General features: G+C 66.3%; 19 protein-coding genes. 8 read left to right on the forward strand and 11 right to left on the reverse strand.

The annotated features are described in order from the left end of the window. Positions 1–55 precede the first annotated feature (55 nt). The 10 genes from FCE95_RS11495 to rph all read right to left on the reverse strand — a co-directional run bounded on the left by FCE95_RS11495 (position 56) and on the right by rph (position 9,580). Positions 56–853 carry a LytR/AlgR family response regulator transcription factor gene (locus FCE95_RS11495; RefSeq protein ID WP_137267149.1) on the reverse strand — a complete coding sequence of 266 codons (798 nt, stop codon included), beginning with the start codon at positions 851–853 and terminating at the stop codon, positions 56–58. Then, a complete protein-coding gene (locus FCE95_RS11500; RefSeq protein WP_137267150.1) occupies positions 850–1,956 on the reverse strand; it encodes a sensor histidine kinase in 1,107 nt (368 codons plus the stop codon). The genes FCE95_RS11495 and FCE95_RS11500 overlap by 4 nt, the downstream gene beginning before the upstream one ends. Before the next feature lie 163 nt (positions 1,957–2,119). Further along, entirely contained in the window at positions 2,120–3,448 is a 1,329-nt protein-coding gene (gene pepQ, locus FCE95_RS11505; RefSeq protein ID WP_137267151.1) for a Xaa-Pro dipeptidase, read from the reverse strand. A 74-nt stretch (positions 3,449–3,522) separates the two neighbouring features. Next, the gene (locus FCE95_RS11510; protein ID WP_137267152.1) at positions 3,523–3,885 is read right to left on the reverse strand and encodes a PilZ domain-containing protein; all 363 of its coding nucleotides are present in this window, start codon (positions 3,883–3,885) and stop codon (positions 3,523–3,525) included. After that, complete coding sequence (locus FCE95_RS11515; protein WP_189644734.1) at positions 3,882–6,140, reverse strand: DUF1631 family protein; 2,259 nt, start codon at positions 6,138–6,140, stop codon at positions 3,882–3,884. Before FCE95_RS11515 ends, FCE95_RS11510 begins: the two co-directional genes overlap by 4 nt. Before the next feature lie 129 nt (positions 6,141–6,269). Next, positions 6,270–6,455, reverse strand: coding sequence for a CPXCG motif-containing cysteine-rich protein (locus tag FCE95_RS11520; RefSeq protein ID WP_137267154.1), 186 nt, complete (start codon positions 6,453–6,455; stop codon positions 6,270–6,272). 112 nt (positions 6,456–6,567) lie between these two features. Beyond that, on the reverse strand, positions 6,568–7,722 hold the full coding sequence (hemW, locus tag FCE95_RS11525; protein ID WP_137267155.1) for a radical SAM family heme chaperone HemW: 1,155 nt from the start codon (positions 7,720–7,722) through the stop codon (positions 6,568–6,570). A 55-nt stretch (positions 7,723–7,777) separates the two neighbouring features. Beyond that, the gene (gene rdgB, locus FCE95_RS11530; RefSeq protein WP_137267156.1) at positions 7,778–8,371 is read right to left on the reverse strand and encodes an RdgB/HAM1 family non-canonical purine NTP pyrophosphatase; all 594 of its coding nucleotides are present in this window, start codon (positions 8,369–8,371) and stop codon (positions 7,778–7,780) included. Beyond that, complete coding sequence (locus FCE95_RS11535) at positions 8,368–8,760, reverse strand: VOC family protein (protein ID WP_137267157.1); 393 nt, start codon at positions 8,758–8,760, stop codon at positions 8,368–8,370. The genes rdgB and FCE95_RS11535 overlap by 4 nt, the downstream gene beginning before the upstream one ends. Positions 8,761–8,851: 91 nt before the next feature. Next, complete coding sequence (gene rph / locus FCE95_RS11540; RefSeq protein WP_137267158.1) at positions 8,852–9,580, reverse strand: ribonuclease PH; 729 nt, start codon at positions 9,578–9,580, stop codon at positions 8,852–8,854. A gap of 127 nt (positions 9,581–9,707) precedes the next feature. Between rph and FCE95_RS11545 the strand changes: the two genes are divergently transcribed. The 5 genes from FCE95_RS11545 (at position 9,708) to FCE95_RS11565 (ending at position 14,605) form a co-directional block, all read left to right on the forward strand. Then, a complete protein-coding gene (locus FCE95_RS11545) occupies positions 9,708–10,568 on the forward strand; it encodes a YicC/YloC family endoribonuclease (protein ID WP_137267159.1) in 861 nt (286 codons plus the stop codon). 2 nt (positions 10,569–10,570) lie between these two features. Continuing rightward, positions 10,571–11,191, forward strand: coding sequence for a guanylate kinase (gene gmk, locus FCE95_RS11550; protein WP_137267160.1), 621 nt, complete (start codon positions 10,571–10,573; stop codon positions 11,189–11,191). A 267-nt stretch (positions 11,192–11,458) separates the two neighbouring features. Then, positions 11,459–11,761: a DNA-directed RNA polymerase subunit omega gene (gene rpoZ, locus FCE95_RS11555; RefSeq protein WP_137267161.1), complete on the forward strand. Its 303-nt coding sequence runs from the start codon at positions 11,459–11,461 to the stop codon at positions 11,759–11,761. 152 nt (positions 11,762–11,913) lie between these two features. Continuing rightward, the gene (locus tag FCE95_RS11560) at positions 11,914–14,094 is read left to right on the forward strand and encodes a RelA/SpoT family protein (RefSeq protein WP_137267162.1); all 2,181 of its coding nucleotides are present in this window, start codon (positions 11,914–11,916) and stop codon (positions 14,092–14,094) included. A gap of 127 nt (positions 14,095–14,221) precedes the next feature. Next, positions 14,222–14,605 (forward strand): RidA family protein, encoded by a 384-nt coding sequence (locus tag FCE95_RS11565; protein ID WP_137267163.1) that lies wholly within the window; start codon positions 14,222–14,224, stop codon positions 14,603–14,605. A 55-nt stretch (positions 14,606–14,660) separates the two neighbouring features. Here the strand turns inward: FCE95_RS11565 and FCE95_RS11570 are convergent, their stop codons facing one another. Then, positions 14,661–15,710, reverse strand: coding sequence for an AraC family transcriptional regulator (locus FCE95_RS11570; protein ID WP_137267164.1), 1,050 nt, complete (start codon positions 15,708–15,710; stop codon positions 14,661–14,663). Between the two features lie 127 nt (positions 15,711–15,837). Here FCE95_RS11570 and FCE95_RS11575 point away from each other — a divergent pair, with 127 nt between their 5' ends. From FCE95_RS11575 to FCE95_RS11585, 3 genes are all read left to right on the forward strand, one after another. Continuing rightward, complete coding sequence (locus tag FCE95_RS11575) at positions 15,838–17,046, forward strand: parallel beta-helix domain-containing protein (RefSeq protein WP_223266873.1); 1,209 nt, start codon at positions 15,838–15,840, stop codon at positions 17,044–17,046. Positions 17,047–17,228: 182 nt separating this feature from the next. After that, positions 17,229–18,338, forward strand: a complete 1,110-nt coding sequence (locus tag FCE95_RS11580; RefSeq protein ID WP_223266874.1) for an SO2930 family diheme c-type cytochrome — start codon at positions 17,229–17,231, stop codon at positions 18,336–18,338. Positions 18,339–18,403: 65 nt separating this feature from the next. Further along, the gene (locus FCE95_RS11585) at positions 18,404–20,839 is read left to right on the forward strand and encodes a TonB-dependent receptor (protein ID WP_137267166.1); all 2,436 of its coding nucleotides are present in this window, start codon (positions 18,404–18,406) and stop codon (positions 20,837–20,839) included. The last annotated feature ends 4 nt before the right edge of the window (positions 20,840–20,843 follow it).

Below are 20,843 nucleotides of genomic sequence, written 5' to 3' on the forward strand. Positions count from 1 at the left end.
TCCCGCTTGCGGGAGAGGGCTCGAGCGCAGCGAGCGAAAGAGCTCGGTAGCAGCGTCAGACCATAAGATCGACATAGCGCCGGATCGCCGCGGAAACCTGCTCGCGCCTGCGTCGGCTCAGCGGCACGATCGTCCCGTCGCGGAGCAGCACGCCGCCGTCCTCGCCGGGTTGCAAGCCCCGCACTTGCGCCAAATTCACGATCGCGCGGCGATGCACCCGGACGAAACAAGCCGGATCGAGCCGGTCTTGCATCGAAGCGAGCGATTCGCGCACCAAATGGCGTTTGCCGCGCGCATGCACGGCTGCGTAATAGTCTTCGGCCTCGATCCATTCGATTTCCGACGGGTCGAAGATCAAGCCGCCGCCGGTCGCGCCGATCGCCAGCGGACGCGACGTAGGCCGCATGTCTGTCGCCAGCGATTCCAAGTCGAAGCCGTCGGCGAGCAACGCCGACAGCCGTTGCGACAACGCCAGCGCTTCGGCCGAACGCATCCGCTCGCGCACCCGCGTCAGCGCCAGCTCGAAACGCGCCTCGTGCACGGGCTTGACCAGGTAATCGAGCGCATGCGCCTCGAACGCGCGCACCGCGAACGCATCGTGCGCGGTGACGAAGACCACCGCCGGCAGCCGCTCCGGCCGCCACCGGCGCAGCACGGCGAAGCCGTCCAGTTCCGGCATCTGCACGTCCAGGAAAACCAAGTCCGGCCGCAAGGCCTCGAGCAGCCGCACCGCTTCGCGGCCGTTGCGCGCTTCGCCGGCGATCTCCACGTCGCCGTGCGGCTCCAGCAATTGCCGGATGCCGCGTCGCGCCAGCGGCTCGTCGTCGACGATCACGGCGCGGATCGCGTTCACGCCGGCCCTACGCGCAAAGGCAGCGTCAGCACGACTTCGGCGCCGCCGCCCGCTGGGCTGTTCAACGCGAGCGAAGCCTGAGCGCCGTACATCGTGCGCAGGCGTTCCTTCGTGTTCGACAAGCCGACGCCTCCTTCCGCTTGGGCGGGCGAAGAAAAGCCGACGCCGTCGTCGCGCACCGACAGTTCCAGCCGATTGCCGGATGCGCGCGCCGCGATTTCGATCTTGCCGGCGTCGGCGCGCTTGGCCACGCCGTGCTTGATCGCGTTTTCGACCAGCGGCTGCAGCACGAAGCCGGGCACCAGCGCTTCGCGCGCGGCTTCGTCGATCCGCCAGCGCACGTCCAGGCGGTCGGAGAAGCGCACTTGCTCGATCGCCAGGTATTGTTCGATGAAAGCCAGTTCCTCGCTCAGCGGCACTTCGTTGGGCTGATTGGAGCGCAGCAATTGGCGCAGGACGTCGCCGAGCAGTTCCAGCACCCGCGCCGCGTCGCGCTGGTTGCCGTCGCGAACCAGGACCAGCAGCGCGTTGAGGCTGTTGAACAGGAAATGCGGGTTCAGCTGCATCCGCAGCGCGCCCAGGCGCGCCTCGGCCAATTGCGCGGTCAGGCGCGAAGCCTGCAGTTCGCGTTCGCGCGCCTCCAGGAAATAGCGGAACGCGTGCACGCAGCCGAGGACGGTGAAATACATGAACACCGACCACGGCACGCTGGTCAGGATCCAGCTCAAATACGCTTGCGGCAACGGACCTTGCGCGGGATAGCGCTGCAACACCACGCCCAACAGCAAACCCAGCGAAGCCCAGCCCAGGCACAACGCGAACGCGCCGGCCAAATGCACTGGCAGCGCGCGTTTCCAGCGTCCGCGGCCGAGCGGATAGCGTTGGCCCAAAAGATAGGCGATCGGCGTCAATGCGCCGAGGAATAGCCATTCCGCGCCCTGGAAAACCAAGTTCTGCCAACGCACGGGTTCGCCGGCCAGCCGTGCTTGCATCCAGGTTTGCAGGGTGTCCAGGGCGGCGGGCACCACGCAGGCCAAGGCGATCAGCAGCCAGATGCGATGCTGGCTCGGATTCGCGCCGGTTGGGAGGCGTGGCTCGCTCATGCTCCGGGTACCGGACGGCAGTGGCGCCGAGTATAGGTCCGCCGGGTTTTTGTAGGAGCGGCTTTAGCCGCGAGCTTTCTCCCTCAAATCGCTGCAGCTTCACGATCTGAAGCGAAGAGCTCGCGGCTAAAGCCGCTCCTACAAAAGCGGCCGCAGCGGATGGTCATGCGGCTTCCGCGAACGCCGGCCGGGTCAGATTCACCGGATCGCCGTCGGTGACCAGCACCTCGTCTTCGATGCGGATGCCGCCGTAGGGACGGAAGGCTTCGACGCGATCCCAGTTCACTGCGCCGGCTTGCGGGCCTTGCTTAAGCGCGTCCAACAGCAGATCCACGAAATACAGGCCCGGCTCGTTGGTCACCACCATGCCCGGTTCCAGCACCCGGGTCAGGCGCAAGTAGGGATGGCCTTCCGGCTTGGCGATCTTGCCGCCGCGGTCGGATTCGGCGAAACCGGCCACGTCGTGCACTTGCAAGCCGATGCCGTGACCCAGGCCGTGCGGGAAGAAGGCCGAGCTGACGCCGGTCTCCAGCGCCGCTTCCGGCGACAGGTCGACGATGCCGAAATCCTTCAGCACGCAGGCCAGCAGCAGATGCGCATCCAGGTGCACGCGCTTGTAGTCGTTGCCGGCGCGGTAGAGCTGCCCGATCTTCTGCTGGGTCGCGTCGACCGCATCGATCAAGGCTTGGAATTCGCCGTTCGCGTCCGCGGCGTAGGTGCGGGTGATGTCGGCCGCGTAGCCGTGGTGGCTGGCGCCGGCGTCGATCAGGAAACTGCGCGCCGGTTTGGGCGGCAATCGACCCAGTTCGGTGTAATGCAGCACCGCGCCATGCTCGTTGAGCGCGACGATATTGCGGTAGGGCAACTCCACCGCGTCCTGGCCGACCGCCTGGCAATACGCCAGATGGATGCCGAATTCGCTGGCGCCGGCGCGGAACGCGCGCTCGGCGGCGCGATGGCCGCGCACGGCCTTGCGCTGCGCTTGACGCATCGTCGCGATCTCGTACGGCGTCTTGTAGGCGCGGTGGTATTCCAGATAGTCGACTACCGCTTGCGGATTGTTCGGCGCATAGCCGCCGAGCGCGCTCTGCGCTTCGCCCAGGATCGCGCAGCGCGCGGCGTTCTTGGGCAGATGCTGCAGGGCTTCTTCCGGCGTGCGAATGACGGCGATGTCGAAATGCTCGGTCCATACGCCGCTGGGCGCTTCCGGCACCACGTGCCAATAATCGAAAGGCTGGTGGTAGACGACTTTGGGCCGGTCGCCGGGCGTGTACACCAGCCAGCTGTCCGGCACCTGGGTCAGCGGCAGCCAGGCTTTGAATTGCGGATTCACCGCATACGGGTAATCGCGGTCGTCGAACAATTGGTAATGCAGGCTGCCGCTGGGCACGACGAGATGGTCGAAGCCACCGCGCGCCAGCGCTTCTTGCGCGCGCGTTTCGAGGACGGCGAGGTGTGCGGCGTACAGCGTTCGCAGGTCGGACGTGGGCATCGCGGATCTCGGGAAGGCGAACCCCGATTTTGCCGCATCCGCCCTCCGGCTGCAGGTGCCGGAAAGGCCGAGGTTCAGTCGAATTCGCCGCCCGGCGCGTCGACCCACGCATTCAGCGCTTGATGCGCGGCCTTGGGCAGCAGGATGAAGCGCGCGCCTGCCCAGAGCTGGCCGCTGGCGCTGGTCCGGTCCAGCCACAGCACTTGCGCGCCGCATTCGATCTCGGCGTCGCCGCCGCCGGGTTGCGGCAAGCGGAAGCGCCATTGGTACAGCGCATCTTCGTTCAAGGGCGCATTGGCGATCAGCAGCAGGCCCGATTCGGACAAGTTGCCGAGCTGGCCGATGACCGCGTCGGTCATCGCATCCACCACGTCGATGCGGACGATCGCGCGGCGGCGGCGGGCGCGGCGGAATTCGGGACTCGCGGTCGTGTTCATGCCGGTGCGCCCCCTGCAGCTTGTTCGCTTTGGCCGGCAAAGCTGCGCAGCACCGACAGCGTGGCCTGCCAGGCGCGGTCGACCAAACGGCTGCCTTGCACGGTGATCACGCGCAGCTGGTTCTGCGCCATCAGCCGGGCGAGATGGTCGAGAGTCATCTCGGCCGTACGCTGGCCGCGGTTGTTGACGAACAGCGCGTTGTCGGTGACCGGGCTGTACCACGACAGGCGGCGGCGGGTGGCCTCGCCTTGCTGGTTGTGGACGAATTCCATCCAAGTGCCGAACGGCAGCGAGCGCAGATGTTCGTAGCAGGCCTGTTCTTCCTTGGTGCGCGGCCGCAATTCGGTCTTCTTGGCGGCCACTTCCTCGCCCAGGCGCGCATGCGATTTGAGCTTGAGCGTCAGTTCGGTGCGCGAGGTGGCGTCGTCGCTCTCGGTCGGCGCGCGGCTGAGCTGACGCGCCATCGCCGTGGCTTCGCTGGCGTGATAGCCCACTTGCAGCATCGACTGCTCGATCTGGGTGGCCAGATCGGCGTCGAGTGTGGAGTCTTTGGCGCAAGTGACCTCGATGATGCGTTTGGTGGCGTCCAGATGGGTGCGCCACAGTTCCGACGATTCGCCGTTGCGCAGCAGCACCAGGGTCAGCACGTCCGCCCAGGCCTGGCGCAGCAACGTTTGCACGAAGCGCGGCAGCGACTGGTCCTTGAGCATGCCGTCCAGCACTTCGGCGGCGCGCTGCTTGGCCACCGCCAGCTTTTCCTTGCCGCGCGCGGCTTCGACGTGGCGGCGTTCGCTGATCTCGGCGCGGCGCGCCTGCACCTGCAACTGCTGCTGCAGGTCGGCGTTGGCCTGCTCGAAGACGCCGACATCGCCTTGATAATCGCTGACCACGCGCTCGACGGTCTGGGCGAGCTGGTTCTCGAAGTGCGGATCCACGCCGTCCTCGCCCAGCCAGGATGCGCCGGACTCCGCCACGGTGTTCAGGAACATGCGGCCCGGATGCTCGCTGCGCACGAAGAACGCGCGGTCTTGCAGGGCCAGGCGCAGCAGCGGCACCTGCAGGCGGTCGAGCAATTCGCGGGCGAAGGTGTCCGTGCGGACTTCGCGTTCCAGTTCGGTGTACAGCAGGCCGAGCAGGTCGAAGGTATCGCTGTCCTCGCGCGACAGCGTGGCGGCCGAACCGCGTTGTTGGCGGGCCATGGCCAGCACCGCTTGCTGCACGTCGCGCAGCGAGCGTTTCTGCTCCGGCGCCGCGGCGCTGCGCGGATTGCGTTGCAGGGTGCCCAGCATCTCGTCCAGTGCCGGCGCAGCGAGCGCTTCGGCGCCGGGCGCGGCAGTGCCGGCCTGCAGTTTGCCGATCAAGCCGCGGCGCCCGGACAGCAATTGCTGCAGCAGCGCGAACTGCATCGCATCGTCGGCCGCACTCGGCGCGTTCGCTTGGCCGAGCCAACCGGTGTACGGCGCCTGCGCATCTTCGCCCGCCGGCCGCGGCGCGGCCGCTGGCTTGGCGCGGATTTCGGACGCAGCTTCGGTTTCGGCGCGGCCCTGGGCCGCGGGCCGGATCCGTGCGGGCACGAATTCCAAGCCGGGCAGGATGCCGGCCTTGCCGAGCGTGTCGTTCATCAGCTCGACCAGGGTCGGATAGCCCGCCAGCACGTGATGTTCGAAAGCGCGGTAAAGCGACAGGCGCAGCACGTTGTCGTGATGCAGGGACTGCGAGGTTTCCTGGGCGATGCGCAGCAGCGCGCGCGGCCCGACCGGCAAGCGGTCGGTTTCGAACGCGGGCGCCGCGGCCATCACGCCGAAACGCTGGCCGAGCAAGTAGAGCGTGAGCGTGGCGCGCGACTCGTAGCGGACCGAAAGATCGCGCAGCAGGATGTCCTCGTCGCCGGCGTCGTGTTCGACCAACTGCCAATTCTGGCTGATCGGCTTGGCTACGGGCTCTTCGTTCTCCGCGCGCGCGGTGCGCACCCGCGCCAGCGCGTCCTCGAGTCCGTGCAGATAGCGCGGAATGAAGTCGGCGCGGGTCAGGCGCAAGTTGCGCAGCGCGTTGAACTGGTCGTCTTGGGTGGAGGCGTTGCGGGCGTGGTTGGCCTGTTGGAACAATTGCTGCTCGAGCTCGTTCAGCATCTTGCCCAGCCCGCGCACGATTTCCTCGGAAATCACCGCCAACAAGGGTTCGAGCGCGGAACGCACGCGCGGCGGCAGATCGCTGCCGACAAGAGTCGCGAATTGGCTGTCTTTGGAATGCACCATGGCCTGCCCGTTTTCGCCTCCCCTGCGAAAATCGTCCTCGTTAAATAGCATGCCCGGCGCCGCGAGCGCCATACGCCACGGCTAACGCGATAGGGGCCGAAAGGCGGCCAACGGCCGGTAGCGCGGCGCTCAATCGCCGCGAAAGGCTTCCAATTCGCCGGTTCCGCCTTCTTCGTCCAGACGCAAGCGCAGTTCGATCGGGCGGCAGCAGACCGGGCAGTCTTCGACATAGGCGGCATCGCCCGCGCTGGCGTCCACCAGCGCCTCGAAGCGCTCGCCGCAGTAGGGGCAACGCAGGGTGCGGGATTCGAGCATGGACGCATCATCGCGCCGATGCGGGTTCCATGGTGTGAATCTTCGCGTTTTCGCGTTCGCGGCGATTTAGCCCTCTCCCGCATGCGGGAGAGGGGCGATCTCGCGAACGTGGTCAGTCCGGCAGGAACAGTTCCATGACATCGTTCGCGAAGCGCCGGCCCAGCTCGCTCGGCACCACGCGTTCGCCGTCGTTCGACAGCCAGCCACGGTCGGCCGCGGTCGCCAGCTCGGCGGCGATCGCCGCGCGCGGCAATCCGGTCGTGGCTTCGAAGCCCGCGAGCGAAAAACCTTCGTTGAGGCGCAGCGCATTGAGCATGAAATCGAAAGGCCTGCGCTCGGCGGAAATCCTTTCGTCGCCGCCGATCGCGCCGGCGCCGCCGGCCTTGGCCAGGTACTCGGCCGGATGCTTCGCCTTCCAGCGGCGCAGGATCGCCTGCTCCGAACCCAGGGTCAGCTTGCCGTGCGCGCCGGCGCCGATGCCCAGGTAATCGCCGAAACGCCAGTAATTGAGGTTGTGCGCGCATTGCCGTTCGGGCCGCGCGTAGGCGGAGATTTCGTATTGCGCGTAGCCGGCTTCGGCCAGCATGGCTTGGCAGCGCTCCTGCATGTCCCAGGCTTCGTCGTGTTCCGGAATGCCGGCCGGCGGCCGCGCCGCGAACAGCGTGTTCGGTTCCAACGTCAGCTGGTAGTGGCTGATGTGCGTCGGCTGCAGCGCCAATGCCCGCTCGACGTCGTATTCGGCCATCGCCAGCGTTTGTTCGGGTAGCGCGTACATCAGGTCGAGATTGAAATTGTCGAAGCCGGCGTCTTGCGCCAATTTCACCGCGTAGTCGGCCTCGCGGCTGTCGTGGATGCGGCCGAGCCGGCGCAGGCAGCCGTCGTCGAAACTCTGCACGCCGAAACTGAGCCGGTTGACGCCGGCGGCGAGGTAATGCTCGAAGCGGCCGTGCTCGGCCGTGCCGGGATTGGTTTCCAGGGTGATTTCCAGGCCCGGCGCGAAACGCAGCCGCGCCGAAGCCGCTTGCAGGAAGCGGTCGACCGCTTCGGCCGGGAACAAGCTGGGCGTGCCGCCGCCGAAGAACACCGTCTGCACGGTGCGGCCCCATACCAGCGGCAAATCGTGGTCGAGATCGGCGATCAGCGCGTCGACATAAGCCTCGAACGGCAGCGGCCCGCGGCCTTCGTGCGAATTGAAATCGCAGTACGGGCATTTGCGCACGCACCAAGGCAGGTGCACGTACAGCGACAGCGGCGGCGGGATGAGCATCGCGGTGATTGTAATTCTTCGCCCCTGGCCGAGCCGGGCTTGCTCCCACAAAAATCTAGAGCAGCTCGGACAGGCGGCGCTTGAGGGCGACCAGCGCAAGGCCGCGGTGGCTGACGCGGTTCTTCTGCTCGGGCGCCATTTCGGCGGCGGACAATCCCGAAGCGGGATCGAAGAACACCGGATCGTAGCCATGGCCGCCGTTTCCGCGGCGCGCGCGCAGGATGCTCCCGCGCCAGCTGCCTTCGACGACAATCGGTTCGGGATCGTCGGCATGGCGCAGCAGCGCCAGCACGCAGTGGAAGCGCGCGCCGCGGCGGTCGTCCGGCACCGCTTCCAGCTCGCGCAAAAGCTTGTCGATATTCGCCTCGGCGTCGCCGTGCGCGCCGCTGTAGCGCGCCGAATACAGCCCGGGCGCGCCGTTCAGCGCGTCGACGCAGATGCCCGAATCGTCGCCGAGCGCCGGCAGGCCGGTTTCGCGCGCGGCGTGGCGGGCTTTGATCAGCGCGTTTTCGATGAAGGTCGTGCCGGTCTCGTCCGCGTCGGCCACGCCGAACTCGGATTGCGCGTGCAGATCGATGCCGTGGCCGCCCAGCAATTCGCGCAGCTCGCCCAATTTGCCCCGGTTGCTGCTGGCCAACACCAATTTCATCGTTTCGGCTCGATCATGTCCCAGCGATTGCCGTACAGATCTTCGAACACGATCACGGTGCCGTAGATTTCCTCGCGCGGGGCTTCGACGAAGTTCACGCCTTGCGCCGACATCGCGGCGTGGTCGCGGCGGAAATCGTCGGTGTGCAGGAAGAAGCCGACGCGGCCGCCCATCTGGTCGCCGACCTGCGCGCTTTGGCGGTCGTTGGCCGCTTTGGCCAGCAGCAGCGAGGTTTCCGCCGCGCCTCGCGGCGCCACCCGCACCCAGCGCTTGCCGCCGTCGAGCGGGGTGTCTTCCAGCAACACGAAGCCGAGCTTCTGCGTGTAGTAGGCGATCGCTTCGTCGTAGTCGCGGACGAGCAGCGAAATCGCGGCGATGTGTCTTTCCATTCGTACCTCGTAGGCTGGGTCGGCTTCACCGACCCAGCATCGCGTTCGTGGCGGCGCGGCGCTGGGTTGATGGAGCCAACCCAGCCTACGCTTATCGCGCCAGCGCCTCGCGTTGCGCGGCGAGCAATTCGCCGATGCCTTGTTCGGCCAAGGCGAGCAGCGCATCCAACTCGTCGCGCCGGAAAGCATGGCCTTCGGCCGTGCCCTGCAGTTCGATGAAGCCGCCGCCGTCGTTCATCACCACGTTCATGTCGGTGTCGCAGTCGCTGTCCTCGGCGTAATCCAAGTCCAGCACCGGCGCGCCGCGATAGACGCCGACCGACACCGCCGCGACCGCGCCGAAGATGGGGTCGCGCGCGATTTCGCGCCGCTCCTGCAGCCAGCGCACCGCATCGACCAGGGCCACGTAGGCGCCGGTGATCGCCGCGGTGCGGGTGCCGCCGTCGGCCTGCAGCACGTCGCAGTCCAAGGTGATGGTGCGCTCGCCCAGCGCGCCGCGATCGATGCAGGCGCGCAGCGCGCGGCCGATCAGGCGCTGGATTTCCAAAGTGCGGCCGCCTTGCTTGCCGCGCGCGGCTTCGCGGTCGCCGCGGGTATGGGTGGCGCGCGGCAGCATGCCGTATTCGGCGGTGACCCAACCTTCGCCCTTGCCGCGCAGGAAAGGCGGCACCCGGCTCTCGACGCTGGCCGTGCACAGCACCCGGGTGTCGCCGAACGCCACCAGGACCGAACCTTCGGCGTGGCGGGTGTAGCCGCGCTCGATGCGGACTGCGCGCATCTGTCCGGGCGCGCGGCCGCTGGGGCGGGAGAGGGTGGACATCGGGGATTCCGCGATTTACGGCGCAATAGGATACGCCAACGCCGCGCCCGCCGAAGCCGGGCCTCAAGGCGCGCGATCGGGCCGAGGTGGATTACCATCGGCACCTTCGTCCCTACCGGCCCCTTGCATGATCCGCAGCATGACCGCCTTCGCCGCCGGCGAGCGCAACACCGAAGCCGGCGTGATCGGCTGCGAATTGCGCGCGGTCAACCACCGCTTCCTAGAAGTCGGCACGCGCCTGCCGGAGGAGCTGCGGATCTTGGAACCGATGCTGCGCGAGCGGATCGCAGCCCGGGTATCGCGCGGCAAGCTCGACCTGACCCTGCGCCTGCGGCCGTCCGACGCCAGCGAGAATTTGCAGTTGAACCAGGCGCTGGTGGCGCAGCTGAGCGCGATCGCGCAGGACCTGGACGGCCGCTTCCCGCAGCTGCGCACCGATTTCGGCCAACTGCTGCAACTACCCGGCGTGCTGCAATCGCGCAGCACCGACGCCGACGCGCTGCAGGCGCAAGTGCTCGCGCTGCTCGACGTTGTGCTCGACGATTTCGTCGCCGCACGCGAGCGCGAAGGCGCCAAACTGGCGGCGGGCATCGGCGAACGCGTGGACGCGATCGCCGCGCGCGCGGCCGAAGTGCGCACGCTGATCCCGCTGATCCGGATCGGCCAGCGCCAGAAATTGGAAGCCCGGCTCGCCGACCTGTCGCAGCCGGCCGATCCCGGCCGTTTGGAGCAGGAACTGGTGCTGTGGCTGCAGAAGCTGGACGTGGACGAGGAATTGGATCGCCTCGACAGCCACGTCGTCGAGATCAAGCGGGTGTTGGCGCAGAAGGAGCCGGTCGGCCGGCGCTTGGATTTCCTGCTGCAAGAGTTCAATCGCGAAGCCAACACGCTCGGCTCCAAGTCGGTTGACACCCGCACTTCGCAGGCGGCGGTCGAGTTGAAAGTGCTGATCGACCAGATCCGCGAACAAGTGCAGAACATCGAGTAAACATGCGCGGAACCCTCTTCATCGTCGCCGCGCCGTCGGGCGCCGGAAAATCCAGCATCGTCAACGCCTGCCTGGCGCGCGACAGCAACATCGCGCTGTCGATCTCGTTCACTTCGCGCGCGCCGCGTCCAGGCGAGCGCCACGCCGAGCACTACCACTTCATTTCCGAAGCGCAGTTCCAGGCCATGATCGACGCGGGCGACTTCTTCGAATACGCCCGCGTCCACGGCGACTGGAAAGGCACCGCGCGGCAGTCGGTGGAGCCGCTGCTGATGCAGGGCAAGGACGTGCTGCTGGAGATCGATTGGCAGGGCGCGCGCCAGGTGCGCAAGCAGGTGCCCGACGCGGTGAGCGTGTTCATCCTGCCGCCCTCGCGCGCCGCGCTGGAAGAACGCATGCGCAAGCGCGGCCAGGACAGCGAGGCCACCATCGCCCAGCGCTTCGCCGCCGCGCGCGAGGAGATGTCGCACTACGGCGAGTTCGACTACGTGATCGTCAACGAGGATTTCGACGCCGCCGTCGACGACATGTGCGCGATCTTCCGCGGCAGCCGCTTGCGCAAGGACATCCAGGTCGCCCGGCACGCCAAGCTGATCACCGCCTTGTTGTCCGACGAAGCGTAGGGCGGGCTTTAGCCCCGCCAGCGCCCTATTTCGGACGCGTCGAAAAACGATCGAAGCCGGTCATGCCAGGGTTGTTCTTTTCGTTCCGGTCATGGGTCGTCGCGGCTGCCAGATGGCGATGGTGGGCTAAAGCCCACCCTACGGCCCTCGATTTATTCGTAACTAGCTGATTTTATTGAAGGCCGCTTGCGTTCTTCCGGCCAACCGCCATAAAATCCGCACCCCTCCTTATAGATATGAGCGGCCCCGGCGGCCGCCGGGAAGCCTATGGCCCGCATCACCGTTGAAGATTGCCTGGAAGTGGTCGATAACCGCTTCGAACTGGTCATGATGGCCGCCAAGCGCGCGCGCCAGCTGGCCAACGGCGTCGAGTCCAAGCTCGACAACACCGAACACGCCGACAAGCCGACCGTGCTGGCGCTGCGCGAAATCGCCGCGCGCCAGATCGACCAGGACTACATCGACCAGGTCGAGAAGGCCGAGAAGGAACGCGCCGAACGCGAAGCCCTGGAATGGGCCGCCGCCGAAGTGGTCGCCGACGACGATCTGTCCAAGGGCGACGATCTGTAAAGCCTGGGAATCGGGAATAGGGAATCGCCAAAGCCCTACCCGGATAGCCCGCTCTTGCGAAAAGCCCCGCTTCTGCGGGGCTTTTTTCGTTGGTTTTGCCCCATTTTCCACTCCCAATTCCCCATTCCCGGCTTTCCGCGTACGCTCAACCCATGACCCCCGGAGAGCCCGCCCACGCCGTTTCCCTGCCCGCCGCGCCCGCGTTGCAGGACGTGCCGGATTACGTGCAGGCGCTGGACGGCGCGGCTTCCTACCTGCCCGACGACCAGCGCGCGCTGATCCGCCGCGCTTGGGCGGTGGGCGCCGCCGCGCATGCGGGCCAGACCCGCAAATCCGGCGAGCCGTACATCACCCATCCGGTGGCCGCGGCCACGATCCTGGCCGAGCAGCGGCTGGACATGGAGACGCTGATCGCGGCGATCCTGCACGACACCATCGAAGACACGCCGCTGTCGCGCGAGGCGATCGCCGGCGAGTTCGGCGAGACCGTGGCCGAACTGGTGGAAGGCGTCACCAAGCTGGACAAGCTGCAGTTCCGCGACCGCCAGGAAGCCGCCGCGGAAAGCTTCCGCAAGATGCTGCTGGCGATGTCGCGCGACCTGCGCGTGATCCTGATCAAGCTCGCCGACCGCCTGCACAACATGCGCACGCTCGGTGCGCAGTCGGGCGAGGCGCGCGAGCGCATCGCGCGCGAGACGCTGGAGATCTACGCGCCGATCGCGCAACGGCTGGGCATGAACCTGCTCAAGTCGGAATTGCAAGACCTGGGTTTCCGCGCGCTGCACCCGTGGCGCCATGCGGTGATCGAGAAGCGCATCCGCACCCAGCCGGTGGTGCGGCGCGAGGCCTTGGCGAAAATACAGTCGCAGCTGGCGCAGCGCTTGGCGATGGAAGGCTTGGCGCACCGCTTGGTCGGCCGGGTCAAGACGCCGTGGAGCATCTACACCAAGATGCGCGCCGAGCAGAAGAGCTTCGACCAGATGATGGACGTGTTCGGTTTCCGCGTCGTCGTCGCCACGGTGCCGGACTGCTACCACGCGCTGGGCGTGGTGCATTCTGTGTTCAAGCCGCTGGACGGGCGCTTCCGCGATTTCATCGCCATCCCCAAGGCCAACGGCTACCAGTCGCTGCACACGGTGCTGTTCGGCCCTTACGGTTCGCCGATCGAAGTGCAGATCCGCACCGAAGAAATGGACCTGATCGCCGAACGCGGCATCGCCGCGCATTGGTCGTACAAGCATGGCGGCGCCGGCAACAGCGCGCAGAGCCGCGCCAGCAATTGGATCGCGGGCCTGCTGGAGTCGCAGCGCAGCACCGGTTCGTCGCTGGAATTCCTGGAGAACGTGAAGGTCGACCTGTTCCCGGACGAGGTCTACCTGTTCACGCCCAAGGGCGACATCCTGTCGCTGCCGCGCAACTCGACCGCGCTGGATTTCGCCTATGCGGTGCACACCGACGTGGGCAACCACGCGGTGGCGGCGCGCGTGGACAAGAAGCTGGTGCCGTTGCGCACCAAGCTGGTCAGCGGGCAGCGGGTGGAGATCATCACCGCGAAATCGGCGGCGCCGAATCCGCAATGGCTGGAGTTCGTCGTTTCCGGCAAGGCGCGCACCGCGATCCGGCATCAGCTGAAGCATCTGGAACACGAGGACGCGGTGCAGCTCGGCCATCGCATGCTCGACCGCGCGCTGGAAGACCTGAAGACGTCGCTGGAACGATTGCCTTCGGCGCAGCTGGAAGCGTATCTGGCCGAATTCAAATATCCGCGGTTGGAAGCGCTGCTCGCCGACATCGCGCTCGGCAACCGCATGCCGGTGCAAGTGGCGCAGGCGCTGGCGCGGCAAGCGCCGGGCACCGGCGATCTGCTCGACACGGCGCGGGCGACGCTGCCGCAGGACAAGATCCTGATCACCGGCCAGGAACGCGGCGTGATCAGCTTCGCCAACTGCTGCCTGCCGGTGCCGGGCGACGAGATCATGGGCTTCCACACCACCGGCAAGGGCATCGTCGTGCATCGCATGGATTGCCCGAACGTGGTCGATTACCGCAAATCGCCCGAGCGCTGGGTGCCGATCGGCTGGGACCGCGAAGTGTCCGGCGATTTCCAGGCCGCGTTGCGCATCGAAGTGGAAAACCGGCCGGGCGTGCTGGCGCAGGTGGCGGCGGCGATCGCGCAAGCGGAGTCCAACATCGACCGCGTCGAATACCTGGAACGCGACACCAGCGTGGCCGGCATCCGCTTCTCGATCGAAGTGCACGACCGCAAGCATCTGGCCGAAGTGATCCGGCGCGTGCGGCGATTGAACGTCGTGCACGGCGTGCAGCGCCTGTAGCCCGGGTAAGCGAAGCGCACCCGGGACCAAGTCGCGGCTGTTTCCCCGGGTGCGCTTCGCTTACCCGGGCTACAATTCCGTATCCCTGGGTCCCGGCTTTCGCCGGGATGACGACATCGGAGACACCATGCCCCGCGACCCCATCAGCACCAACAAAGCTCCGGCCGCCATCGGTCCGTATTCGCAGGCCGTGCGCGCAGGCGACACCGTCTATTTGTCCGGCCAAGTCGCGCTCGACCCGATCAGCGGCCTGCTGATCGAAGGCGACGTGCAGGCCCAGGCGCGACGCGCGTTCGACAACCTGCGCGCGGTTTGCGAAGCGGCGGGCGGTTCGATGGACGACGTCGTTCGCGTCGGTTTGTACCTGACCGATCTGGATCAGTTCGCCGCGGTCAACGCGGTGATGGCCGAATACTTCCAGGCGCCGTATCCGGCGCGCTCCACCATCGAAGTCTCGGCGCTGCCGCGCGGCGCGCAGTTCGAGGTCGATGCGGTTATGGTGCTGGATTAAAAGCGTTAGACACGGATAGAAGCGGCATTGGCTGTTGATCCGCGTTCATCGGATCTTATCCGTGTCGAAATGCTTTAGCTCCGCGCGCGTCGCTCGGCGCCACTCCCGTCCAACGCTTGAACGCGCGCCGGAATTCGCGCGCGTCCTTGAATCCGAGTTCGGCGCCGATCTGCGCGATCGGCATCCGGCCTTCGTGCAGAAGATCCTGCGCGCGTTCGCTGCGCGCATCGTCGTGGATCGCTTTGTAATGCGTGCCGGCGTCGGCCAGCTGCCGGCGCAGGGTGCGCTCGGTCAGGTGCAGTTCGGCGGCGATTTCCGCCAAGCGCGGGTTCTCGCGCAAGCGTTCGCGCACCAGCCGGCGCACGCCGGCGACGAGCTCGCTGGGCTTGCGCTCGCGCGGCAACTGCGCTTGGCATAGCGCCAGCGCTTGTTGAGCGCTGACCGGGTTGTAGGTCGGCAGTTTGTATTCCGCCCAGGCCGCGTCGACCAGCACGCGGTTGCGCGGCATGCCGAACCGCACCGGACAGCCGAACACTTCGTCGTAACGCGCGGCATAAGCCGGCGCGGGGTAGGTCAATTCCAAGCGCAACGGCCTGAAGCTTTCGCCGATCAGGCCGCGGCAAAGCATCAGCGTGCTCGCGAACAGTTCTTCGCACAGGAACGGCAGCAAGTGATCGTCGGGCGCGCGCTGGTGCGCGGCCATCGCGATCGCGCCGGGATCGGAGGTGTCGAATTCCAGGTCCATCAGGCTGCCCGACAGGCCGGCGTACTGCAGGCCGATGCCGATCGCGTCGCCGAACGTGCGCGCGGTCATCATCGCCAGGCCCAGCAGGCCGAAATTGCCGATGTTCTGATGGCAGCCCAGCTGCAGGCCCAAATCGGGTTGCGGCATCGCCTGCAACGCGGCTTCGACGATGCGGCTGGCCTGACGATAGGAAACGCGCACGGTCGGGTCGTCGATCTGGGCCCGGGTCAGCGGCAGGCCCGCCAGCCACGGCTCGCAGGAAATGCCCGCCTCGTCCGCCAGCTGACACAGCCCAGCGAGGATGTTGGTGGCGGTGTCGGCGGTGGTCAGCCGCGGATCGAGCGAGGCTTTGGCGCCCATCGAACGTAATTTGTCCGTTTTTCCCCCCGTGAGTATGCCGCCCCGGCCCTCTCCATGCGAGTGCGTACGGCGGGAGACTTCATGTTTGTGACATGGCGCCGCAGACAGGCGGAACGGGGAGGCGGAAATGGTGCGGATCGGAACGTTGACAGGCATCGCGATGGCGATGCTGCTGGCCGGCTGCGGGCGCGAGCAAGCGCCGGCGCCCGTCGCGGATACGGCTTTCCAGAAACAACTGCAGGAACGCTTGCTCGACGCCAAGCCGGGCGACGTCATCGACATCCCCGCCGGCCGCCACGCCTTCGACCGCAGCCTGAGCCTGCGCGTGGACAACGTCACCATCCGCGGCGCCGGCATGGACAAGACCATCCTCAGCTTCAAGGGCCAGAAGAGCGGCGCGGAAGGCCTGATCGTCAACGCCAGCGGCTTCACCCTGGAGAACCTGGCGATCGAAGACAGCAAGGGCGACGGCCTGAAGGTCAACGAAGGCGAGAACATCGCCATCCGCAAGGTGCGCGTGGAATGGACCAACGGCCCCGACACGGACAACGGCGCCTACGGTTTGTATCCGGTGCAGACCAAGAACGTGCTGATCGAGGATTCGGTGGTGATCGGCGCGTCCGACGCGGGCATCTATGTGGGCCAGTCGCAGAACATCGTCGTACGCCGCAACCGCGCCGAGCGCAACGTGGCCGGGATCGAGATCGAGAACTGCATCGGCGCCGACGTGCACGACAACATCGCCACCGAGAACACCGGCGGCATCCTGGTGTTCAACATGCCCGATTTGCCGCAGCCGGGCCACACGACCCGCGTGTTCAAGAACAAGATCGTCAAGAACAACACCGCCAATTTCGGCCGCAAAGGCACCGCGGTGGCCAGCGTGCCGGCCGGCTCGGGCGTGGTGATCATGTCCAACGACCAAGTCGAGGTGTTCGACAACGACATCGCCGACAACAAGACCGCGAACGTGGTCATCGCTAGCCACTACTCGGCCGGCTACGAAGGCAAGTACAAGCCGTCGGCGGCGTTCGATCCGTACCCCGAACAGATCTACGTATACGGCAACCGTTTTTCCGGCGGCGGCGACTCGCCCGATGGTTTGGACCTGAAGGCGCTGAAGATCGCGCTGTTCGGCCTCAACGGCCGCCTGCCCGACGTGCTGTGGGACGGCTACGCCAATCCCAAACACGCCGGCGGACCGCAGATCTGCATCGAAGGCGCCTCCGGCGTGCTCAACGCGGACGGGCCGAACAAGAACAAGAATCCGAAGTCGGATGCGGCACCGTTCAAGTGCGAGCTGCCGAAGTTGCCGGCGGTGGAATTGAAGGTCTGAGCATCCCGATGCCGCTTCTTGTTTTTAGCCGTCATTCCCCCGAAGGCGGGAATCCAGCGACTTTCGTGCCGATCGCAGCGATCTGGCTTGCCCTCACCCAACCCTCTCCCGCAAGCGGGAGAGGGTTCGAGGCAAGTCGCTGGATTGCCGCCATCGTGGGAACGGCGGTGCGGGTATCCGCCGTGGCGCTCGTTTTCTTGCTGGCCGCTTGCTCGCGCCAACCGGCGCCCGTGCAATTCCACGCCGACGGCTACCCGCCCAAGCTCAGCGACTGGCGCGTCGTCTACCGCGACGGCGACAAGCTCGCCTTGAACCAGGGCGTGGTGCCTTTCGATCTCAACACGCCGTTGTTCAGCGATTACGCGCACAAATTGCGCACCGTGTGGATGCCGAAGGGACAGGCGGCGAAATACGAGCCGAAAGAGAGCTTCGATTTCCCGGTCGGCACCATCCTCAGCAAGACCTTCTTCTATCCGAAGGCGAAAGGCGGGGCGGATGCCGTCGCGCGCACCTACGACGAGTCGCGCGACCGCAGCGGCGAGGGCTTGGATCTGCGCAACGTGCGCATGATCGAAACCCGCTTGCTGGTGCATCGCGCGCAGGGTTGGGTGGCGTTGGCTTACGTGTGGAACGCGGAGCAGACCGAAGCCGAACTGGCGCGCACCGGCGATAGCGTAGCGCTGTCGCTAGTCGCCGACGACGGCGGCCGCGAGGATTTCACCTATCAAGTGCCGGACCAAAACCAATGCGCCGGCTGCCACGCCAGCAACAACACCACGCGGTTGATCCGGCCGTTGGGGCCGAAAGCGCGCCATCTGAACCGCGACTACGCCTACGCCTCCGGCAGCGAGAACCAGCTCGCGCATTGGACCATGCTCGGCTATCTGCAAGGCGCGCCCGCATCCGGCGCGCCGCGCAACGCGAATTGGCGCGACGCGGCGCGGGCCAGCCTGGACGACCGCGCCCGCGCCTATCTGGACGTCAACTGCGGCCATTGCCACAACGCGCGCGGCCCGGCGGATACTTCCGGTCTGTTGCTCGACATCGGCGACCACGAACCGCGCCATCTGGGCCTGTGCAAGCCGCCGATCGCGGCCGGCCGCGGCACGGGCGGCCATCGTTTCGGTATCGTGCCGGGCAAGCCCGACGAATCGATCCTCGCTTTCCGCATCGACAGCGACGATCCGGGCGTGATGATGCCGGAGCTGGGGCGCGATGTGGTGCATAAAGAGGGCGTGGCGCTGATCCGCGCCTGGATCGCGGGGATGCAGGGGGACTGCGATCCGATTTGAATGCGTTCGCGCGGCAAAAAAAAGCGGCACGATCCAAAACATTCGCAACCTGGAGGGGAGAAGCGATGACGTCGAAACCGAAGATCCTGGCGGTGAGTTTGCGCCGCGCGTTGGCCGGCGCCTGCCTGCTGCCCCTGGCTGCGGCCGCATGGGCTCAGCAACAGCCGTCCGCAACGCAAACGCAGCAGAACGAAGCGGTCACGCTCGACCGCATCGTCGTCACCGCGCAAAGCCGCGAGCAAGAACTGCAGGACGTGCCGATCGCGTTGCAAGTGGTCACCGACCAATTGCTCGGCGACGTCGCCGCCGAAGACTTGGGCGATATCGACAGCTTCGTGCCCGGCTTGGTGGTGGACAGCAACCAGCCGACCCAGCCCAGCTTCACGCTGCGCGGCATCAGCACCGACGATTTCGGCATCGGCACCGATCCCGCCGTCGGCGTCTACGTCGACGGCGTCTACGCCGGCCGCGGCGGCGGCGTGCTGCTGCCGTTCACCGACGTCGAACGCATCGAAGTGCTGAAGGGGCCGCAGGGCACGCTGTTCGGGCGCAATACGGCCGCGGGCGCCATCTCGATCATCACCCGCAAGCCGGGCGACGAACTCGAAGGCCGCGCCAAAGTGCGTCTGGGCAAATACGGCAAGGCCTATGTCGAAGGCATGTTGAACGTGCCCGCCGGCGAGGATTCCGCATTCCGCTTCAACGCGTTGGCCAACCACGGCAACGGCTGGGTGCGCGATGCGATTACCGGTCAAGACCTCAAGCCGGAAGACAACTGGGCCACCCGCGCCGCGTTCCGTACTCGCTTCAGCGACGCGACCAGCTTGTTCGTCAGCTGGGATCACGAGAAGCTCGACCAGCGCGCGCAGGTGACCACCGGCATCGTCGCGTTGCCGCCGTATCCGCTGACGCCGTCGCTGCCGGTGGACGAAGCGGCGTACCTGGATCCGCGCAAGATCCCGACCGCCAACGACGCCGAGGACAGCCGCGAATACCGGCGCTTCGACGGCGTGACGCTGATCGTCGATCACGCCTTCGATTGGGGCAGCCTCACTTCGACCACGTCCTGGCGCGACTACGATTCGGAAAACCGCGCGGTGGACGAAGACGGTACCGCGCGCCGCGACCTGTACGTCGATTCGACCAACACCGAAAGCAACCACAGCCTTTACCAGGAGTTCAAATTCGCCGGCAGCACCGACAAGCTCGATTGGGTGGCCGGGGCGAGCTTCTTCCAGGAAAAGGCGAAACAGACCAGCGAAGTGAACACGTTCACGGACGCGGTGGACACGATCCTGAAGAATCTCGGCGCCGCGCCCGACGGCTTGTTCGGCCCGGTTTCGGACCAGTTGGCGATGCTGGGCGTTCCGATCAGCCTGCGCGGCCATCGCTGGAACGAGGCTTTCCGCAACAACCTCGACACCAAGGCCTACGCGGTCTACGGGGACGTGATCTGGCACGTCACGGACAAGTTCAACCTCACCGTCGGCGGCCGATTCACCCGCGACGAGAAGAAATTCACCTGGTTCAACAGCCTGCGCAACGCGCCGACCTTGGATTTGGCGCTGGATCAATTGGCGGCGCTCGGCTTCTTCGGTTTTCCGGGCGTGCCGCCGCGCGAACAATTCGTGTTCGACGTCGCGTTCATCGATCCGCCGGCCATGCTCAACAAGGGCAAGACGAACCGGACTTCGAAATCCTGGAGCGACTTCAGCCCGCGCCTGGTCGCCGACTATCACTTCGACGACAACACGATGGGCTTCGCCTCGTTGGCCAAGGGCTACAAGGCCGGCGGCTTCAACGCGCTGCAGATCGGCAGCGAGTTCGAGAACGAGGAAGTCTGGAACTTCGAGACCGGCATCAAGAAGGCGTTGCCGGACTACAACCTGTCGTTCAACGCATCGGCGTTCTACTACGTCTACGACAACCGCCAGGCCGTGGTGCTGGACATGACCACCGATATTCCGCGTTTCGTGGTGGACACGTCCGACTTGGAAGCCTGGGGCGTCGACTTCGACGCGCGCTGGCAGGCGACGAAGGGGCTGGGCCTGGATTTCAACGCCGAATACATCGACGCGACCTACAAGGAATACACCAACGCGCAAGGCGTCGACCTCGACGGCCAGCCGACCGGCACGCCGCATTGGTCCTTCGCCGCGGGCCTGGACTATGTGTGGGATCTGGGCGAACACGGCGATCTGCGTTTCGTCGTGCGCCACGCCTACCGCGGCAAGACCCGCTGCAACGCCGAATCGCAGTCGCAGAACGCTTGCGGCATCAGCCCGGCACTGGATCTGGGCGAAGCGCAGAACGTCACCGACGCGCGCATCGCCTGGAATTCGGCGCAAGGACATTGGTCCTGGGCGATCTACGGCAACAACCTGGGCGACAACCAGTACATCAACTCGCTGGGCACCTACGGCAAGACCGTGCTCGGCACCGTCGGCGCGCGCGTCACCGAACCGCGCACTTACGGCGTGGAGGTCGGCTTCAAGTTCTGATCGG

Origin of the sequence: Luteimonas gilva (assembly GCF_005239095.1) — a bacterium.
GTDB classification, from domain to species: Bacteria; Pseudomonadota; Gammaproteobacteria; order Xanthomonadales; family Xanthomonadaceae; genus Luteimonas_C; species Luteimonas_C gilva.

What these genes read in the sequence shown, in the direction of transcription:
- FCE95_RS11545 (WP_137267159.1), top strand. Translation starts at nt 9,708, where the DNA reads ATGATCCGCAGCATGACCGCCTTCGCCGCCGGCGAGCGCAACACCGAA.
- rdgB (WP_137267156.1), bottom strand. Translation starts at nt 8,371, where the DNA reads ATGAAATTGGTGTTGGCCAGCAGCAACCGGGGCAAATTGGGCGAGCTG.
- FCE95_RS11585 (WP_137267166.1), top strand. Translation starts at nt 18,404, where the DNA reads ATGACGTCGAAACCGAAGATCCTGGCGGTGAGTTTGCGCCGCGCGTTG.
- rph (WP_137267158.1), bottom strand. Translation starts at nt 9,580, where the DNA reads ATGTCCACCCTCTCCCGCCCCAGCGGCCGCGCGCCCGGACAGATGCGC.
- gmk (WP_137267160.1), top strand. Translation starts at nt 10,571, where the DNA reads ATGCGCGGAACCCTCTTCATCGTCGCCGCGCCGTCGGGCGCCGGAAAA.
- FCE95_RS11510 (WP_137267152.1), bottom strand. Translation starts at nt 3,885, where the DNA reads ATGAACACGACCGCGAGTCCCGAATTCCGCCGCGCCCGCCGCCGCCGC.
- hemW (WP_137267155.1), bottom strand. Translation starts at nt 7,722, where the DNA reads ATGCTCATCCCGCCGCCGCTGTCGCTGTACGTGCACCTGCCTTGGTGC.
- rpoZ (WP_137267161.1), top strand. Translation starts at nt 11,459, where the DNA reads ATGGCCCGCATCACCGTTGAAGATTGCCTGGAAGTGGTCGATAACCGC.
- FCE95_RS11560 (WP_137267162.1), top strand. Translation starts at nt 11,914, where the DNA reads ATGACCCCCGGAGAGCCCGCCCACGCCGTTTCCCTGCCCGCCGCGCCC.
- FCE95_RS11535 (WP_137267157.1), bottom strand. Translation starts at nt 8,760, where the DNA reads ATGGAAAGACACATCGCCGCGATTTCGCTGCTCGTCCGCGACTACGAC.
- pepQ (WP_137267151.1), bottom strand. Translation starts at nt 3,448, where the DNA reads ATGCCCACGTCCGACCTGCGAACGCTGTACGCCGCACACCTCGCCGTC.
- FCE95_RS11575 (WP_223266873.1), top strand. Translation starts at nt 15,838, where the DNA reads ATGGTGCGGATCGGAACGTTGACAGGCATCGCGATGGCGATGCTGCTG.
- FCE95_RS11565 (WP_137267163.1), top strand. Translation starts at nt 14,222, where the DNA reads ATGCCCCGCGACCCCATCAGCACCAACAAAGCTCCGGCCGCCATCGGT.
- FCE95_RS11570 (WP_137267164.1), bottom strand. Translation starts at nt 15,710, where the DNA reads ATGGGCGCCAAAGCCTCGCTCGATCCGCGGCTGACCACCGCCGACACC.
- FCE95_RS11520 (WP_137267154.1), bottom strand. Translation starts at nt 6,455, where the DNA reads ATGCTCGAATCCCGCACCCTGCGTTGCCCCTACTGCGGCGAGCGCTTC.
- FCE95_RS11500 (WP_137267150.1), bottom strand. Translation starts at nt 1,956, where the DNA reads ATGAGCGAGCCACGCCTCCCAACCGGCGCGAATCCGAGCCAGCATCGC.
- FCE95_RS11515 (WP_189644734.1), bottom strand. Translation starts at nt 6,140, where the DNA reads ATGGTGCATTCCAAAGACAGCCAATTCGCGACTCTTGTCGGCAGCGAT.